Source organism: Terriglobia bacterium, from assembly GCA_020072565.1.
GTDB lineage: Bacteria > Acidobacteriota > UBA6911 > UBA6911 > UBA6911 > JAFNAG01.
Map to the genome: position 1 here is coordinate 51,701 of JAIQGI010000025.1, position 17,736 is coordinate 69,436.

The window sequence follows — 17,736 nt, forward strand, 5'->3', positions numbered from 1 at the left end:
AAGCAGCTAACAGGGATACAAAACCGGCGCGATGCCCGCCGGCAGGGAACGCAAGAAGGTTCGTTTTTCCTCCTCGCTCACCTTCCGCGTGTGCAGCGTATAAGGTCTGCGGCAGTAGCGGCAGCGGAGTGTATCTCCGTCGGCGTAGAACTTCGGAGGGACATCTTCAATGATCGTGCGCGTGATGCAGTTGGTGTTCTGGCAGAGGAGGTACACGAACTTCTCCCTTACCTTTCCGTCTTTGATGTAGTTGATGGTGGGTTCAGAGGAGACCAGGGCGACCTGTTTCAGGTCCCGCTCGGTGAGTTCGGGGAGGTTAGTCTTGATGAAGGGATTTCTCTTCTCGGTGATCACCGCGGTCGTGCAGGAGTGGCCGCGATTTTCCAGGCCCAGCACCGCATCCACGGCGCGCAGCGTTCCCTCGGCCAGGTGATCGATCACGGTGCCGTTGTGGATCTTGTCGATGAACATGGCCTGCTGCTTGTTTCCACGGATGATGCGAGCCAGGCGATTGTTGCCCTGCGCCAGTTCTTCGGGCAGCCGGCCGTCGTAGCGCAGGCAACTCTCCTGGCGGAACATCTCGTGCAACAGGGCCTTGCGCAGGAAGATGCCGAACTCGGCCTGGGCAAAGAAGGCCTGCGCCGGAGTGAAGTACACCCGGTAATCGATCTCCGCCACCTCGCTGTTGACGGGCAGAGGATGGAGCACGCGCACATCGAATCCCTGGATTTTGTCAAGGTCGATCCGGTAGCGCTGCATCATGGCCATGACGTCCTTTTGCGTGACGCCGGGCATGCGCTCCAGCTGCGGCCGCGTCATGTAGTAGAAGTCCACGTCGCTCATGACCTCGCGCACCGACGTGTTGCGGACCACGTTGACACCACGCGCATCCAGGAGCCGCGCCAGATCCTCGGGCATGCCGAGGAAGTCCTCGGCGGCCCAGCGAATGGTGATCCCGCTAAAGTGGGAAAGGGCGAGGCTGAGAGAGCGCACGGTGCGGCCGTGGGATAGATCACCGCCGAAGCCCACCCGAAGGCCGTCCAGCTTCCCGCGGTTCAGGATATGGAGAGTGAGGACATCGAGCAGAGCCTGGGTGGGGTGTTCATTTTTTCCGTCTCCGCCGTTGATGACCGGGATCTGCGCCACGTCGGCCGCCCACTGCAGCGACCCATCCAGGGGATGGCGCATCACAATCACGTCGAAGTGGTTGGCGCCCATCATGGAGACCGTGTCGCGCACGGTTTCGTTCTTCATCACGGACGTCCCCTCGGTGCCGGAGAATCCGTCGTAGCGTCCTCCCAGCTCCCGCATTGCCGTGTTGAAGCTGGTCCGGGTGCGCGTGCTGGGCTCGTAAAACAGGTAGGACAGGGTGCGATATTTCAGCGCGTCACGCAGGCTGTTGCGCTTGCCGCTCTTGTCGAGCTCGTACATGCGCTTCCCCGCCTCGCAGAGGTGGAGGATCTCGGCGCGGGAGAAGTCGGTTATCGAGATGATGTCCCGGTTCTGAAATGTGACGGTCATCGGCATACTCCTTCCGAGCTTGAGGTCGACAGGCATTTTTATCCGAGCGACGCCGCGCGGACAAGTCAAAAGTAGCGGGCCTACAGTTCCCGGGATTTCTTTTTGATCTTCTTGTGGACGGGACAGCCACCGGTGAGGATGTCACTCCGAAGTGAGGCCGGGCCGGGCGTTTACTTCTTTTCAGTGAGCTCGAGGTAGATTACGTCGATCAGGCTCGGGAAGCTGGTCCGGCCGGATGACGCGGCAGCGGTCTGTAGGCCGAAGGCTTTCTTTATGTCATCGAGGGATTTGCCTTCCGCAATCATAGCCTTCACTTTGTTCTGTTTTTCCTCAATCGATGTGGCCAGGGTCTGGAGGTCCTGGCTGGTCAGCGGATCGTTGTGCCCCGAGATGAAGACCTCGGCCTTGAGAGCGATCAGAGATTTCAGGGTATTCACATACCCGACCGACGTGCCTCCCTTCTGGCGATGGATGAGCGGATCGCGCCCGACAAACGCCAGATCGCCTATGAAGGCGACTCGCTCCGCCGGGAAGAAGACCACGAGATCGCCGCTGGTGTGAGCCGGCCCGAAATGATAGATCGACACATCCTCGCCGCCGAGCTTGACGCCCATCACACTGTTCTTCGATGCGGCGCACGGCGAGCAAACCTCGTTCGGGAGATAGTCGCGCAGGTACTGCGTGTTCGGTGATTTCGCCGCTTCCTCCATGTCTTTCTTCGTCTGCGGGTGGGCGTAGATCTTGAGCCCGGTTGGGAGTGCATTCAGCCCGTTCACATGGTCGCCGTCACTGTGGGTGAGGACGATTCGGGTGATGGGCTTGTCCGTGAGCTTTTTGATCTCCGCGATCTCCTGTTTCACGGCATCGGCGGTCATCTTGGAATCGATGATCATGACTTCCTTGTCGCCGATATAGAAGCCCGTGTTGGCACCTGCCCCGCCTTTTACCATGTAGATGGTCCCTTTGATCTGTTGAACCGTCAGGGGCTGCTGCCGGGCAAGGCATAGTGCGGCACCGGTCGCAAACAGGATGAAGCAGAGAGCGATGTTCCCGTGGATGCCGGCTTTCGACATGATGTCCTCCTTGCCTGTCGCGGTTGAAGCCAATGGCGATTCGAGCTGCACCTTGGCCACAATACTATATCAGGACGCATCCTGATATTCACCGGCTAAAACTCCGTTGCCCGCGTGAATACTGTTCACTGGAAGGCATTCCCTCCTGAACGCGTGATGACGTTTACCTGCTGCCGCCGCTGCGAGCTGATCCCGCCGGGTAAAGAGCCCGCAAAACCTTGGATTCATCCGCTGGTACAACCATGGGCGTGTGCATCAGGGATTGTACGGGGTACCGGATCCTGATCCGGCATGGGCCGAAGCCGTTTGGCGGCAGACTTGTGGCGGTTCCTATGTGGAATAGGCTGTTCCACGACTACCGGATGGCCGTCCGCCTGCTTGTGGAAAATCATGCGACGTGGATTCACGCTGAAAACACGGATGGGCGGCAAAGGGTGTTTCGTGGCCAATGCCGCCGCATTCTGTGGGTACATCCGCATCCTACGGCTTCGCTTTCAAGTTCTGCGTAGACCCGCTATTTGTCGATTCGAAGCACTGCCACCACGCCTGCGTGATCGGAAGCATACGGGATTTGGAAACCGACCCGCCGGACGTCCAGGGTTGTCATGTCGCGGGCGAAAATGAAGTCGATTCGTTCTATTGGACCTAACGGATTGCTAGCCAAGGGATCTTCAAGGAAGAGTGGCCATGTGAGCCCCGGATCGCCCCTCAACAGCGCCAGTTGCCAGGCGTCCGTGTACCCGGCCCTCAGAATATCGACGTATGTGGAGGTCTGATCCGGTCCTATATCCAGGCCGCTCGCATCGGAGTTGAAATCTCCGGCCAAGATCACTGGCAGCTCATCGGCATTCATGGCTTCGATGAGTTCAGCCGCTTGATCGGCCTGGATCCCTTTCGCCTGAACCTCGAAAGGTGTGTCTGGGTAAGTGCTCTCCAGGTGCGTGCATCCAAAACGGACACTCTTGCCCCGAATTTTGGCGTCGACCGATATCCACCCGTGAAGCGAAGTCACGCTCAATTGGCCCAAGGGAACGATAAGAGTGTGCTCAAAAAGATGCTTTTGCACGTTCGAGAGGTCCAGTTCAGATTGTTTGAGGTCAGTGCGGGCAAGGACCACATCCCGATCGGTAAAGCGGAGAGCTGCCTTGGCCGGATCTGCGGGCATCCCAATGAGGCTTAGATCAAGGGGAGCCGCGACATCCGTGAGCCTCTGAACCGCAACAACCTCGTAGTGTTGGTTGCGATCAGCCAGCGCAGACGTCAGAAGTTCCAGCTGATCGAATAAGACATCATTCGCGTTAGAGACCGACGAGCCCGTCCGCCACAATGTCACTTCCTGGAGTGAGATCAGATAGGGCTGCTGGGCAGCGATTTCATCTGCGAGAAGCGCAGCGCGACCTGAAATATCGCTTTGCAGAAGTTCGCCATAGGTGGCGCTTACACCTAATGCGAGCTGGCCTTGGGATGCGAAAAAGAACACTAATCCGAGGTCGGTGCCCGCATCCATGTTATAAGTCATGACATTTACAGTGCGTTTGTCGCTGCCAGCCAACGCCGGCGACATGCTGAAGGCAAATAGAAAGCTGACAATCAACAACATTGAAACCAGGATGCGCCGACGGTATCCTGCGCAATTCTTGGTGCGAAACAACATAAGTCCTCCTTTAGGCTGATGAACCATCGCAGACTGCATTGCCACCCTCTCCGGGAGAATATTCCCCAGCGTTGTGATATTTGGCGATGCGCACGGGATTGCGTCGCGCCGCATTCTGGCGGCCGCTGCCCTCCGTCGGTAACGCGTCGTTCGACTGCTGCTGACTAGACTGCGGAACCCGGACTGATCTGGACTCTTAGAACAGCCCTGGTTCCAGAAAAGGCTGAGAGGGGTCGAGAGCCTGCTCGGGAAACTGATTCAACCTTCAATTGACCCGAGTCTGCCACATTTTGTCTGCTGGTAATAGCGATTTCCCGACCTGAAGATTTCAGATCAAACTGCAAATTCGGATATCAGTGGATGGAGTGCTTGCCGCCGCCGTGGGAATGGGGTTCGGGAGGAGCATTCTCATCTTCATCTATCATGGGATTTGGCGGCTCCACATCCCAATGCAGCTGGCTCCCGAAATTGGTTTGAAACAGATCGACGCAGGCTCGTGCATCTCCGTACCAGCTGTGAACCAGCTCCTGAGAGATCTTGATGCGCAGCAGATCGCCCCAGGTCCGGCGGATTCCCAACGCCTCGTATTCGGGGAGTCCGGTGTCCAATTTGACATCCTCTGACAGGAGCACAGTGATCGCGAGATTGTCAGGACCCGTTTCCTGCAGCAACACGCGGCCGCAAGGACTGCAGTGTGACTGCATATAGATGTCGTAGGCCTCGTGATCCTTGCCGCGGGCGCCCCGCTGCAACCGGAACAGCCCTTCATAGCGATGCTCCAGGCTATGAAGTTCCTCCTGGTGCCGTTCGCAATACTCCCCTTCTTGCGCCCTGGCCGGGTCACAGATCGAACATGGCGATTTTGTGTTTTTCGCGCTCATCGGTCTCTTCCTTCGAGGCGCCATTGTCTCACGGATGCGCCGGGAAGTGAAGGAAGTGCACGCAAACGCACCGCAGGCGTGCCGCCGGCAACATCCGGAGTGCGACGTGTTTCTGCTGAGCATGCCCGAGAATACGAAACGGGCCTGGCATCACTTGAAACCGAAGGGCGTCAACACCAAAGGAACTGCATGCCGGGTCCGGTCGCCGATCTTCCCCTGCGGCTTGGCGGTTGGCCTGATTGGTGGTAATTTGATGACCTGACCCGAATTATTCGTGAAGCAGAACCGAACGCCGGTGAAAGGCAACAGAATTGGACGCGGATAAACGCTGGCAGGAGCTTTTGCCGTCCTGCTTGCCCGGAACGGGCTGTCGAGCGCTCCCGAGTGTTCGTCTGGGACCAGTTCCTCTGGGGGTGCGAGTGTTCGACAGCCCGTTCCGGGCAAGCACGACCAGCGCGAAGCGCTGGCGCCTGCGGCGCGGCAAAAGCTCCTGCACGCCGACCAAGACCGAACGGTCAGCGTCTGTCAGCGTTTTTCCGCGTCCAAAGATTTCTTTTGATCGCATATTCATGAATAATCCGGGCTGGCAGGCCCCATCTGGCTTCCGGATTCCGGGTGAATGATGCCGACGCGAATGGCACCAGCAATTGCCGCGATCAGGCGCAACCTTGCCGAGAATGAGATCGTGCATCTGCGCGAATTGCCCTGGCCGCCGCGCATGCGCGTTCTCGAGCTTGCTCCGCATCCCGACGATTTTGATGCGATCGCGGTTACCCTGCGTTTCTTCCGGGACAGGGGCGACGAGATTCATCTCGTGGTCCTCAGCCCTTCCGCAAGCGGGGTGGAGGACAGTTTTTGCGCTCCACCCACACTCGCGGTCAAGGCTGCGCTTCGTGAGCGTGAGCAGCGGGAGAGTTGCCGCATGTTCGGCTTGCCCGACGACCGTATCGTCTTCCTGCGCCTGGTGGAGGATGAAGCGGGAGATCCGCGCGCGGAGGAAGATAATTATTCGATTGCATGCGCCCATCTGCTCCGGATCCGGCCGGATCTTGTGCTGTTGCCGCACGGGAATGATCCGAATCCGGGGCACCGCCTGGGATTCGATGTGCTGCTGCGCTTTGCCGCGCGCAGCGGGTTGCCTCCTGCGGCCCTTCTGAACCGCGACCCCAAGACACGGCATATGAGCCCGGATATATACACATTTTTTGAGGAAGAGGATGCGCGCTGGAAGGCGGAACTGCTCCGTTGCCATCGCTCCCAGCAACAACGAAACCTCAACAGTCGAGGTTGCGGATTCGACGAACGGATCCTTCAGGTCAACCGCCGGGCCGCAGGAGAGGTCACCGGGAGAGCTCCCTATGCCGAAGTCTTCGAACTCTGGCCCGGATCCCATTGAATGCCGCCGGCCTCACGGCATCGGAACCAGGTACAGTCGCAGCATTCGTTTTCCCGTAGTATGATGCCTTCCTCATGGCAAACATGCTGATGATGTCTTACAGGCTCCGTTGGCGCTGTGCCAGCAGGCCGAACGTGTGACGGGCGATAATTAAATCTTCGTTCGTCGGGATGATGCGCACGGTGCAGCCGCTTCCCGGACTCGAAACCGGATCGGCGTTGGTCGCGTTTCTCCCTTCATCGAGCGTGATGCCGAGGAAGCCCAGGCCGTGGCAGACGGCCGAGCGAACAGGCGCGGCCTTCTCGCCGATGCCGCCGGTAAACACGAGAGTATCGAGGCCGCCGAGCGTTGCCGCCATCGCGCCGATGTGCTTGCGCACGTGATAGCAAAACAGATCGATGGCCAGCGCGGCGTTGGAATCATGCTCTCGCCGGGACAATAGGGTGCGCATGTCGGGGCTGATCCCTGAAACTCCGAGGAGTCCTGCCTGTTTGTCCACCAGATCCTCTATCTGCCCTCTGGTATATCCCTTTTCATTCATCAGATAGAGAAGCACGCCGGGATCCAGATCCCCGCTGCGGGTCCCCATCATGAAGCCGCCGGTGGGCGTGAGCCCCATGGTTGTGTCTATGGGACGGCCGTCCCGGATCGCAGCCATGCTGGCGCCGTTTCCCAGGTGCGCGATGAGAACACGTCCGACTGCAGCGACGCCCAGGGCGCTCAATACGTATTCATAGGAGAGGCCATGGAATCCGTAGCGCCGCAGTCCTTCCTCCCAGAACCGCTTGGGCAAAGGGAAGAGCTGAGCCAGCTCAGGCATGCGTCGATGGAAGGCGGTATCGAAACAGGCAACCTGCGGGAGTTCCGGGTAGTAGCCGGCCACGGCCTCGATTCCTTCGATTTGAGAAGGAAGGTGAAGGGGCGCAAAGCCGACGAGATTTTTGAGTTCCGCAACGAGTTCCTTGTCCACCCGCGCAGGCTCGAAACGGGTCAATCCGCCGTGGACGACACGGTGGCCGACGGCGGTCGGCCTGGCAAGGCGGAGGTCTTCGACTTGATGAAATGCCGCATCCACGGCGGCGCGATGATCCTGGAAATCCCGTTTCGACTCGAAGGCATCGGCCCTCATGCCGGTGCGAACCGACATGCGCCCGCCATCAAGACCGATACGTTCCATCGAACCCTGCGCCAGCAGGGTTTCGTCCTCACGCCCCATCCGATATAGGGCATACTTGAGCGAGGAGGAGCCGCTGTTCAGACAAAGGATGTAATGGATGCTGTTCATCATGTCGGGGCCCGCATTCTTCTCAGGCGCTCGGGTTCTTCCACATCCAATTTCGTATCTCCGGCATGTCCTGACCGTAACAGGCAATGTATTGCCTGTGCTCCACCAGCTTGTCGCGCACGAACTGCCTGATATATGCGGTGATCGGCCCCAGCTTCGGGACTCGCTCGGCCACGTCGGCAACCAGGTGGAACCGGTCGAGATCGTTGCGCACCGTCATGTCGAACGGAGTCGTGGTGGTTCCCTCCTCTTTGTATCCGCGCACATGGAGATTCTTGTGATTGGTGCGTCGGTAGGCCAGCCGGTGTATCAGCATAGGATATCCGTGATAGGCGAAGATTATCGGCCTGTCCACGGTGAAGAGGGCGTCGAATTCCTTGTCGGAGAGTCCGTGGGGATGTTCCTCCTTGGGCTGGAGCGTCATCAGATCCACAACATTGATGACTCGCACCTTCAGGTCCGGCATCTTTTCACGCATGATTTCGACTGCAGCAAGTGTCTCGACCGTCGGAACATCGCCGCAACATGCCATGACCACGTCGGGTTCCGATCCCATGTCGTTGCTCGCCCACTCCCAGATGCCGATGCCGGAGGTGCAGTGCTTGACGGCCGCATCCATGCTGAGCCACTGGGGCTGCAGCTGCTTGCCCGCAACAATCACGTTGACATAATTACGGCTGCGGAGGCAATGGTCGGTGACCGAAAGCAGCGTATTGGCATCGGGCGGAAAATACACGCGCACCACATCGGCTTTCTTGTTCACGACGTGATCGATGAAACCCGGATCCTGATGGCTGAATCCGTTGTGGTCCTGGCGCCAGACATGCGACGTGAGGAGGATATTCAGCGAAGCGATCGGGCGCCGCCAAGGGATTTCGTGTCTGGTAATCTTGAGCCACTTGGCATGCTGGTTGAACATCGAATCGACGATGTGGATGAATGCTTCGTAACAGGAAAAGAACCCGTGCCGGCCCGTCAGCAGGTATCCCTCGAGCCATCCCTGACAGGTGTGCTCGCTCAGGATCTCCATGACTCTTCCCTGTGGAGAGAGATGGTCGTCATCCGGCAGGATATCCGCCATCCAGGTCTTGTCCGTGGCTTCGAGTACGTCGCCGAGGCGATTGGACGCGGTCTCATCCGGGCCCATGATCCGGAAGTTGCGGCTCTCCATATTCTGCTTCATCACATCTTTGAGAAAGTGCCCCATTACCCTGGTCGCCTCCGCCGTGACGGCGCCCGGCCCGGGAACATCGACCGCGTAATCGCGGAAGTCCGGCAGGCGCAAATCCTTCAGCAGCAGCCCCCCATTTGCGTGGGGATTGGCGCCCATGCGGCGATCCCCCTCGGGTGCCAGCGCCGCCAGCTCGGGTCTGATGGCGCCGCGATCGTCGAACAGCTCCTCGGGCCGGTAGCCCTTCATCCACTCTTCCAGCAGTCTGATGTGCTCCGGCTGCTCAGCCGCGGCGGAGAACGGAACCTGGTGGGATCTCCATGAACCCTCTGTTTTCAGGCCGTCGACCTGCTTTGGCCCGGTCCAGCCCTTGGGAGTTTGCAGGATGATCATGGGCCATTTCGGGCGCCGGGCGACGCCGCTCCCGCGCGCCTCGCCCTGGATAGCTCTGATTTCCGCGACTATCACATCCAGTGTCGATGCCATCAGTTCATGCATGGCCTCCGGTTCGGATCCCTCGACGAAGTAAGGCTTGTAGCCGTAACCGATAAACAGGCTTTCTAATTCCCCGCGGCTGATGCGAGCCGGGATCGTCGGATTCGCGATTTTGTATCCGTTCAGGTGGAGGATGGGGAGCACTGCCCCATCGGTGATCGGATTGAGAAATTTATTCGAGTGCCAGGAGGTGGCCATCGGGCCGGTTTCCGATTCGCCGTCCCCCACGACGCAGGCGACAATGAGGTCAGGATTGTCGAATGCCGCGCCGTACGCATGCGATAGTGAATAGCCAAGCTCGCCGCCTTCATGGATCGAACCCGGCGTTTCAGGCGCCGCGTGGCTCGGGATCCCGCCAGGAAAGGAAAACTGTCTGAAGAGTCTCCTCAATCCTTCGCCATCCTTGGAGATGTTCGGATAAAACTCGGTATAGCTGCCCTCGAGATAGGTGTTGGCTACCACGGCAGGGCCTCCGTGGCCGGGGCCGGCGATGAAGATCATGTTGAGGCCAAGCTCTTTGATTATCCGATTGAGGTGCACGTAGACGAAATTCAGCCCCGGCGTGGTGCCCCAGTGTCCCAGCAGCCTCCGTTTGATATGTTCAGGTGCAAGAGGTTTCTTCAACAACGGGTTGTCGTAGAGATAGATCTGGCCTACCGAAAGATAGTTTGCCGCCCTCCAGTAAGCATCCATCGCCTGGAGTTGCTTCTTTGAAAGAGCGAAGTTCATGGCGCCCCCCATATCTGCTGTTATTGAATATATCGTTGCCGGCACACTCGATCCAGCCGAAATGAACAGTCCGAATAAGCTGCCGATTGCGCGGTAATGTGGAAACCAGAGCGGTCGGCTGCAATCCATGCTCCGAAAATAGACTCTGCCGAGCGCGGTCGGGCCGCCCGCGCCCACGACGTGGGTCGCGTCTGGCAGCCGCGACCCGCCTCAGCTCTCCCACCATCGCCCCGATTTTCATGCGTCGCAGGGTGAGCCCCTGGCACATGGGGGACTGCTCCAAATGCGCCGGCGTGCCTACATGGAGAAAGAATTCCGCATGCCCGCATCAGCGTTCCGTCGTATGATCTCCCCAACAGGAAAGTTCATTTGCCTGTCATTTATTCGGCGCATGGCTTCAGACCCATGATTCATCGTGGGCAGCGGAGAACTTCTATGCGAAGACATGTCGGCTTCATCATCCTGCTGGCTTTTGCCGCACTAGCCACATTGCCTGCCGCGGCTCGTCGCGAGCCAGACATCCAAACGCAGCGGCTCGCCAAACTCGGCAAAGTCTGGTTGACCACGAAGTTTGCGCACCCGCGCGTCGCGCTCACGGATCGAGACTGGGATGGCGCGCTCGTCAGCGCGTTGCCGGGCGTGAAAGCGGCCACCGATGACAAGTCCTTTGCCGAGGCCATTGGCGCCATGCTCGTCACGCTCGACGATCCGGTGACGCGCGTCGTCAACCCGGGCGAGCCAGGCGCGGGAGGAAGCCAGGCATCCCCAGCCGGGAGTGGCATCAAGATCGCGGCCTCCCCGGATGGCGCTCTTATCCTGGACATGCGCGCGCCGGGAACACCGGTGGATTTCGCTGCAATCCAAAAGACCATCACGGCCAACCTGGACGCGATCACCAAGGCCGAGCGCATGATTGTCGATCTTCGCGGCACACGGGCGACCGGGACTCAGCTGGTATCCATGCTTCAAGCGTTTCTGATCTCCCATCCCATAACGCTTCCGGCAACACGGCATGTTCTGCACTCCGGTTACCGGGCGCAGGTAGGTGGGGCTGCTTTCTATAACTCGCAATACACGATCGACGCAGCGACGACGGTGCTACCGCGGCCCGGTCTAGGCCCGCGGCGGGTGGCGTTCGTGCTCGACCGCACCGTGACCGTGCCTGTACTCGCGATGGCGCTTCAGGCCGAAGGATCAGGGGCCATCGTCGTGGTTGGCCAGGCGCCCTTGATGCCGGTGAGCGTTCTCTCGATAGCGCTCGGCGGCGGCTCGTATGCAGTGATCCGTGCCAGTGATTTGGTATGCAACGGTCGTCGAATCGATGCACGGCCCGATGCGACGCTGGAAGCGAACGAGCCCGATGACCGCGTCTACATACAGGCATCCGGACTGATTGCTACTGCGCGGCCCCCGTCTCCGGGTGTCGAGGATCTGTCGCCGCTCTGGAAACCAGAAGCGGGTTATGCCGACGAATCCTGCCCATCGGAAGCCCATCGGCTGCTCGCGGTGTTCCGGCTGTGGGGTGTCTTCGACTATTTCTTCCCTTACAAACACCTGCTCGACAAGCCGTGGGACGATGTGCTCGAGGAGTTCATTCCGCGTGTGCTCGCGGTGCAAAACGAACTTGAGTACGCTCAGACGATGGCCCAGATGGCCGCGCGCGGACAGGACAGCCATATCGGCATCACGGGGAGCAGAGCGCTGTCGAAGTGGCTCGGCGAAATGCCGCCGCCCGTGTTTATACGTTTTATCGAAGGCAAGCCCATCGTGACGCGGATTCTCGATGACAAGGCCGCGGCTGGGTTAAGGGTTGGCGACGAAATCGTCACGGTGGACGGCGAACAGGCGGGAGCCAGAGGCCTGCGGCTGGAACAGTATCTTGCGTTCTCAACCCCTGCGGGGCGCGACCGGACCGTCGAGTCGCGCATGCTCAGCGGGGACCCCGGATCTACTGCACGTCTCGCTGTCAGAGGCGCGGACGCTGCCGTGCGCGAAGTTTCCGTTCAGCGTCCCGAGCGTGCCACGCCGGCCGCGCAGCGTGACGGTGAGGTCGTGCGGCTTCTCGATGGCAACATCGGCTATGCGGACCTCGACCGGCTGGAGGTCGCCGACGTGCCGCAGATGTTCGCCCGTTTCCGGAACGCCGTCGGCATCATCTTCGACATGCGAGGCTATCCGCGTTCCACGGCATGGGCGATTGCGCCCCGGATCAACACACGGAAACCTTCGGCCGCTGCCCTCTTTTTCCGGCCTCTCCTCGAGGCGGGGTCGACAACCAATCGCCTCACTTTTCTGCAGCCACTCCCGCCGACGACAACCTGGGTATACGAACGGCCGACCGTGATGCTCATCGACGAGCGCACGATCAGCCAGGCCGAACATACCGGGCTTTTCTTCAAGGCTGCAAATGGCACCACATTCATCGGCAGCCCCACGACCGGCGCCAACGGCGACGTCACAAGCACGGTGTTGCCTGGCGGCTTGCGCGTGTCGTTCACCGGCCACGACGTGCGCTACCCGGATGGGCGTCAGTTGCAGCGAGTGGGACTCATTCCAGACGTGGAGGTCAAGCCCACGATCGCCGGCATCCGCGCCGGGCGCGATGAGGTGCTCGAGCGCGCAGTCAAGTACCTGACCGGGACCATGAAGTCGCCGGAAGAATAAAAACGGTTCGGGGGCCATCGCTGCGGCGACAACGCCGCTCATGCTGTCCGGCAGGCTCGGATTAAGATCGGCGGCGGGCACTCGCTGCGTGAGAATCGCCATGGCGAGTTCCACGCCTTCCGAGGCCTCGAAAGGCTTTCTCCCGGTTAGGAGTTCGAAGAGAACCATACCCAGGCTGTAGATGTCGTTGCGGGCATCGGGCGGCTTTCCCAGCACCTGCTCGGGGGACTTATAGGGCAGTGTGCCCACGGGCCCGCAATTCCTGTTGATCGCACGCGGAACCAAGCTTAGACTTGGCCCGGATTCAAGCGAAGATTGCAGGGTGCAGGACCGGCTTGATGATTGCTCTATCCCACTGAGGCTCACGCCCACGTAGTTAACAAAACCCATCCCGGCTACGTGATAATCGTCGGCATGTCTGTTGGTGCGGATCATGCAATGCACATGTTTACTTCACCGGGTGGCTTTGGGATTCGCGTCAACGGAATCCTTTCATTGGGCCGTAACCTGGATCTTGGGACGTGTTGGGCAACCAAAGTGTTTTCACGATTTCACGCCGCAAACTCGGAGGAGGTGCTGGAAGGGGTAAAATCTGTTGGCCAAAGTGTTGGTTCCTTAACGGAATGGCTCGCGCTGCACAACTATCTTGTGCAGGTGTTCTACAAATGGGGCGCAGACACGGACGCGCTCCGTTAAGTCGGTCAGCTTGTTTGACCTGCCCGGCAAGAATACGAAGGAGATGAAATGAGCGAACTTTCTGCACGAGTCAAACTCGCTTCAGTGGAGCAACCGCTGCCGAAAATGTGGATAGGTATTTTGCTGGGAATTCTGTTTCTGGTCTTGGAATTGATCGAGGGCGTTTCGTCGCCCAACGTCGAAGGGCCAACGGGAGCAACAGTAGCTTCGCTGCTAACCAGTTTTTCGATTTGGTTTTACTGGCTTTATTGTGTTTTCAAATTCCACGACGCTGTCGGTCGAATTCCAGGCTATCAACACCCGATCACACCGGCGCGCGCGGTTGCATTACATTTTGTGCCATTTTACAACTTCTATTGGATTTTCAGGTGGCCCACCGCGCTGGCCCGTTTTGTTAACTGGCGGATGCAGGCGAAGAAAATGAGGGGCTGGATAGCGGGCCTCCTTGTGCTGGCCGCCGTCCTGACATTCCGATTTCTTGACGGTTTTTTAGGCGCGATGCTGCTTTTTGGGTGTGGCTGGTATATCTGCAGACAGTTGAGGCACGCCTTCGCAGCTCCGCCAGTACCCGAATCTGCCATGAGCCCGCCATCTCGTACTGGAATACTCCAACTTTAAAGGAGCCGTGGAGAAGTGTCTCCCGCCACACCCTCTCTCAGGTTTCGAAGTATCATCCTGGAACAGCCCGAACAGAGTCGTAGATGGATGGTCCTCGACTGCTTCGAAAATAGACAAATCGGAATCGGAATCGGGATCGCAATCGGAACTCTATGAGCTTCCCCCAGTGACTGTCGCTGCCAATATCGGCATTGTGGAGTCCGCAGGTAATCCAACCCGGACAGGAATGCAGCCGAGACAACTAGCGGCAGAATTAAAGACCGGCTCAATGCATTCTGATGCAATCCTTTCTCTTTCGCGCAGGAGCCGCATCCGCTTATAATGACCCCACCACAGCGCATCACATCCTGAGCTGCCGTACCGGAGGCGCGTATGCCCGAGATCGGCCAGACCATTTCGCATTTTAGGATCGTGGAAAAGCTCGGCAGTGGCGGCATGGGTGTGGTCTACAGAGCCCGCGACACCCACCTGGATCGCTTCGTCGCCATCAAGGTACTGCCTGCGGAGAAGGTCGCTGACCCGGAACGAAAACGGCGCTTTGTCCAAGAGGCCAAGGCCGCATCGGCCCTCAATCACCCGAACATCGTGCACATCTATGACATCGACCAGTCTGATGGGACAGATTTCATCGCCATGGAGTACGTGGAGGGCAAGACGCTCGATCAGCGCATCGGGCACCGGGGCCTGCGCCTCAATGACGCGCTCAAATATGCAGTCCAGATTGCGGATGCGCTGGCCAAGGCGCACTCTGCCGGCATTGTCCACAGGGATCTGAAACCCGCGAACATCATGGTGAACGAGGATGGTGTGGTGAAGGTGCTCGATTTCGGCCTGGCGAAGCTCACGGAGCAGATCCAGGCCGATGAGTCCGCATCCACAGCCACCGCTGACGCGGAAGGAAGAGCGATCACGGAAGAGGGCGTCATCGTCGGGACGGTGGCTTACATGTCGCCGGAGCAGGCCGAGGGCAAGAAGGTCGATGCGCGTTCGGATATCTTCTCCCTTGGGTCGGTGCTGTATGAAATGGTGACAGGACAGAAGGCGTTCCAGGGCACGAGCAAGATGTCGACGCTTTCGGCGATCCTGCACCAGGAACCGAAGCCGGTCAGCGGCATCACGCCGGCAATTTCGGGAGATCTTGAAAAGCTGATCAACCGCTGCCTACGTAAAGACCCCGCGAGGCGCTTCCAGCACATGGACGACGTAAAAGTCGCCCTGGAAGAACTGAAGGAAGAATCCGACTCCGGCAAGCTGGCTGCTACGGCGCCGCCCGTCAAGCGATACCGTCGCAGGTTTCTGGCTGCCCTGCTTGCACTGCCGCTTTTGGTCGCGGCGGGCTGGCTGTTCTTGAAGTACGCCGGCCGCAATTCCAAGCCGCCGGCGCTGGTTCAGCTCACTTCCTACCCAGGCTCCGAGATGTATCCTTGCTTCTCTCCGGACGGCCAGCAGGTTGCTTTTGCCTGGGACGGCGACCAGGAGGACAACTACGACATCTACGTGAAGCTCGTTGGCGAGACAAATGCACTGCGGCTCACCACGGACCCAGCCCCGGAGGGGTGGCCCGCCTGGTCTCCGGACGGGAAGCGGATCGCCTTCAAGCGCAGTGAGCCGGGGGCACCCGGAATCTGGTTGGTCTCTCCCTTGGGTGGGGCCGAACAGAAACTGGCGGATGTGCAAACGATGGGACAGATGTCATGGTCGCCGGATGGGAAATGGCTCGCTGTCACGCGGGGGTTCTCCGCGGAGAATGTTGGCGATGCGCGCGGCATTTTCCTGGTGCCGGTCGACGGTGGTGAGCCACGCCGCCTGTCAAACCCGAAGGAACCTGCATTCGACATCCATCCCAGCTTTTCTCCGGATGGGCGGTTGCTGGCCTACGCCTCCTGCGCATCCACATATTCTTGTGACGTGTTTGTTCAACCGCTCGACTCCAGCTACAATCCGCAGCAAAACCGGCGCCGGATCACCCAGCAAGGCCTCTATATCTCCGGTATTGCCTGGAGCCGTAACGGCGGGTCCTTGATCTACAGCGGGTCGTTGAGCTGGGGCGTGATTCATCGTCTGTGGCGCGCAGGGAGCAGTGGCGGGCAACAGCCGGAGCGGCTGGAATTGGCGGCGGGTTTCCAGGCACTGTATCCTTCCGTCGCTCCGGCGGGAGACCGGCTGGCCTTTTATGTAATTACATCGAACTACGACGTCTGGCGCTACCAGGTCGGCGGAGTTCCGGAACCCTTCCTCAGGTCGTCCCTTCACGATTACAGCCCACAATACTCCCCGGATGGCAGCAGAATCGCCTTTGCCTCCGGCCGCTCCGGCGACGTGATGGAAATCTGGACCGTCGGCGCCGATGGTTCCCGCCCTGTCCAACTGACGAGAGGGCCTGGGCGCGGTCAAGGCACACCGCGGTGGTCTCCCGATGGGCGCCTCATCGCCTTCGATTCCCTAGGGCAGGACGGGATATCGCACATCCATGTAATCGATGCGAATGGAGGGCGGCCGAGGCGTGTTGGCGCCGGGATGTCCACCGAAGGGGCACCGAGTTGGTCTCGCAATGGCAAGTGGATCTACTTCTACTCCAACCGAACGGGTCGGAAGGAGGTCTGGCGAGCCTCTCTTGGCGAAGGGGCGGCTCAGCAAGTCACCGAGAACGGTGGAGACGCTGCCTTTGAATCCACGGATGGCAGGACCCTGTTCTACACCAAAGGCACCGCTTCGCCGCTTTTCGCCAGATCGCTGGATGGTGGTCCGGAACGGCAAGTCCTGGATCACGTCGTCATGCGTGCCTTCGCCGTGTTCGAGGATGGAATCTACTACATTGGACGGCCCGGTGCCGGCAAACAGTATCCTATCCAGTTCTACGAGTTCTCTACCGGCGCCAGCCGCCTCCTCACCGAGGTTGAAGGTCCGCTGCAGCAGGGCCTGAGTGTGAGCCCAGACCGGAAGACTATCCTGTTCAGCAAGAGTGCGACCTCGGGCTCCGACCTGATGTTGGTGGAGAACTTCCGATGATTGGCTAGACGGTTTCGCACTACCGAATCACAGAGAAACTCGGCGCAGGAGGCATGGGCGAGGTTTTCCTGGCTCACGACACCTCACTGGATCGCAAGGATGCCCTCAAGTTCCTGCCCGACATCTTCGCCGGCGATCCCGAACGACTGGCCCGGTTCGAGCGCGAAGCCAAGCTGCTGGCTTCGCTGAACCACCCCAACATCGCGGCGATTTACGGCTTGGAAGAGGCGCAAGGTGGGGGGGAGCCCATCTGGTCGAGGGATGGGAGACAGCTATTCTATCGGCAGGCTAATCAGGTTTGGGTCGCCGACATTCGAACGGAAGGGGGTTTTTCTGCCAGCAAGCCGCGCCTGCTGTTCGAGCAGGAGGGATTAAGCTTTGGAAATCCCATCCGGAGTTGGGATCTGTGGCCCGATGGGCAGGGATTCCTGATGGTGAAGTCCGAGGAGACTAAGCCGCAACCCGCGACAGAAATGATCTTCGTCCAGAACTGGTTCGAGGAACTCAAGCGCCTCGTCCCGACCGGAAAGTAGCGGAAGCGATC

General features: G+C 59.4%; 11 protein-coding genes and 1 pseudogene. 5 read left to right on the forward strand and 7 right to left on the reverse strand.

All coding sequences use genetic code 11. The features are described 5' to 3' along the window. Nucleotides 1-6: 6 nt before the first annotated feature. The 4 genes from pyrB to LAP85_16720 form a co-directional block, all read right to left on the reverse strand. Nucleotides 7-1,521: an aspartate carbamoyltransferase gene (pyrB, locus tag LAP85_16705; GenBank protein ID MBZ5498044.1), complete on the reverse strand. Its 1,515-nt coding sequence runs from the start codon at nt 1,519-1,521 to the stop codon at nt 7-9. Nucleotides 1,522-1,691: 170 nt separating this feature from the next. Then, nucleotides 1,692-2,594 carry an MBL fold metallo-hydrolase gene (locus LAP85_16710; GenBank protein ID MBZ5498045.1) on the reverse strand — a complete coding sequence of 301 codons (903 nt, stop codon included), beginning with the start codon at nt 2,592-2,594 and terminating at the stop codon, nt 1,692-1,694. Nucleotides 2,595-3,108: 514 nt separating this feature from the next. Further along, on the reverse strand, nt 3,109-4,248 hold the full coding sequence (locus LAP85_16715; protein ID MBZ5498046.1) for an endonuclease/exonuclease/phosphatase family protein: 1,140 nt from the start codon (nt 4,246-4,248) through the stop codon (nt 3,109-3,111). Between the two features lie 353 nt (nt 4,249-4,601). Next, the gene (locus LAP85_16720) at nt 4,602-5,129 is read right to left on the reverse strand and encodes a hypothetical protein (protein MBZ5498047.1); all 528 of its coding nucleotides are present in this window, start codon (nt 5,127-5,129) and stop codon (nt 4,602-4,604) included. A 718-nt stretch (nt 5,130-5,847) separates the two neighbouring features. Here LAP85_16720 and LAP85_16725 point away from each other — a divergent pair. After that, nucleotides 5,848-6,525 carry a PIG-L family deacetylase gene (locus tag LAP85_16725; protein ID MBZ5498048.1) on the forward strand — a complete coding sequence of 226 codons (678 nt, stop codon included), beginning with the start codon at nt 5,848-5,850 and terminating at the stop codon, nt 6,523-6,525. Nucleotides 6,526-6,622: 97 nt separating this feature from the next. Here LAP85_16725 and LAP85_16730 read toward each other — a convergent pair whose 3' ends face one another. Beyond that, nucleotides 6,623-7,810: an acetate/propionate family kinase gene (locus LAP85_16730; GenBank protein ID MBZ5498049.1), complete on the reverse strand. Its 1,188-nt coding sequence runs from the start codon at nt 7,808-7,810 to the stop codon at nt 6,623-6,625. 22 nt (nt 7,811-7,832) lie between these two features. Then, nucleotides 7,833-10,217, reverse strand: a complete 2,385-nt coding sequence (locus LAP85_16735) for a phosphoketolase family protein (GenBank protein ID MBZ5498050.1) — start codon at nt 10,215-10,217, stop codon at nt 7,833-7,835. A 423-nt stretch (nt 10,218-10,640) separates the two neighbouring features. Here LAP85_16735 and LAP85_16740 point away from each other — a divergent pair, with 423 nt between their 5' ends. Next, on the forward strand, nt 10,641-12,869 hold the full coding sequence (locus tag LAP85_16740) for a hypothetical protein (GenBank protein MBZ5498051.1): 2,229 nt from the start codon (nt 10,641-10,643) through the stop codon (nt 12,867-12,869). 129 nt (nt 12,870-12,998) lie between these two features. Here the strand turns inward: LAP85_16740 and LAP85_16745 are convergent. Further along, a pseudogene (locus LAP85_16745) lies at nt 12,999-13,304 on the reverse strand (hypothetical protein). Between the two features lie 309 nt (nt 13,305-13,613). Between LAP85_16745 and LAP85_16750 the strand changes: the two are divergent. The 3 genes from LAP85_16750 to LAP85_16760 all read left to right on the forward strand — a co-directional run bounded on the left by LAP85_16750 (nt 13,614) and on the right by LAP85_16760 (nt 17,725). After that, a complete protein-coding gene (locus LAP85_16750) occupies nt 13,614-14,183 on the forward strand; it encodes a hypothetical protein (GenBank protein ID MBZ5498052.1) in 570 nt (189 codons plus the stop codon). A 372-nt stretch (nt 14,184-14,555) separates the two neighbouring features. Further along, nucleotides 14,556-17,192, forward strand: coding sequence for a serine/threonine-protein kinase (locus LAP85_16755; protein MBZ5498053.1), 2,637 nt, complete (start codon nt 14,556-14,558; stop codon nt 17,190-17,192). Nucleotides 17,193-17,245: 53 nt separating this feature from the next. Further along, entirely contained in the window at nt 17,246-17,725 is a 480-nt protein-coding gene (locus LAP85_16760; protein MBZ5498054.1) for a hypothetical protein, read from the forward strand. Nucleotides 17,726-17,736 lie beyond the last annotated feature (11 nt).

Coding starts and splice junctions, on each gene's coding strand:
- LAP85_16730 (MBZ5498049.1), bottom strand. CDS start 7,810: ATGAACAGCATCCATTACATCCTTTGTCTGAACAGCGGCTCCTCCTCG.
- LAP85_16725 (MBZ5498048.1), top strand. CDS start 5,848: ATGCGCGTTCTCGAGCTTGCTCCGCATCCCGACGATTTTGATGCGATC.
- LAP85_16720 (MBZ5498047.1), bottom strand. CDS start 5,129: ATGAGCGCGAAAAACACAAAATCGCCATGTTCGATCTGTGACCCGGCC.
- LAP85_16750 (MBZ5498052.1), top strand. CDS start 13,614: ATGAGCGAACTTTCTGCACGAGTCAAACTCGCTTCAGTGGAGCAACCG.
- LAP85_16760 (MBZ5498054.1), top strand. CDS start 17,246: ATGGGCGAGGTTTTCCTGGCTCACGACACCTCACTGGATCGCAAGGAT.
- LAP85_16755 (MBZ5498053.1), top strand. CDS start 14,556: ATGCCCGAGATCGGCCAGACCATTTCGCATTTTAGGATCGTGGAAAAG.
- LAP85_16740 (MBZ5498051.1), top strand. CDS start 10,641: ATGCGAAGACATGTCGGCTTCATCATCCTGCTGGCTTTTGCCGCACTA.
- LAP85_16715 (MBZ5498046.1), bottom strand. CDS start 4,248: ATGTTGTTTCGCACCAAGAATTGCGCAGGATACCGTCGGCGCATCCTG.
- LAP85_16735 (MBZ5498050.1), bottom strand. CDS start 10,217: ATGGGGGGCGCCATGAACTTCGCTCTTTCAAAGAAGCAACTCCAGGCG.
- LAP85_16710 (MBZ5498045.1), bottom strand. CDS start 2,594: ATGTCGAAAGCCGGCATCCACGGGAACATCGCTCTCTGCTTCATCCTG.
- pyrB (MBZ5498044.1), bottom strand. CDS start 1,521: ATGACCGTCACATTTCAGAACCGGGACATCATCTCGATAACCGACTTC.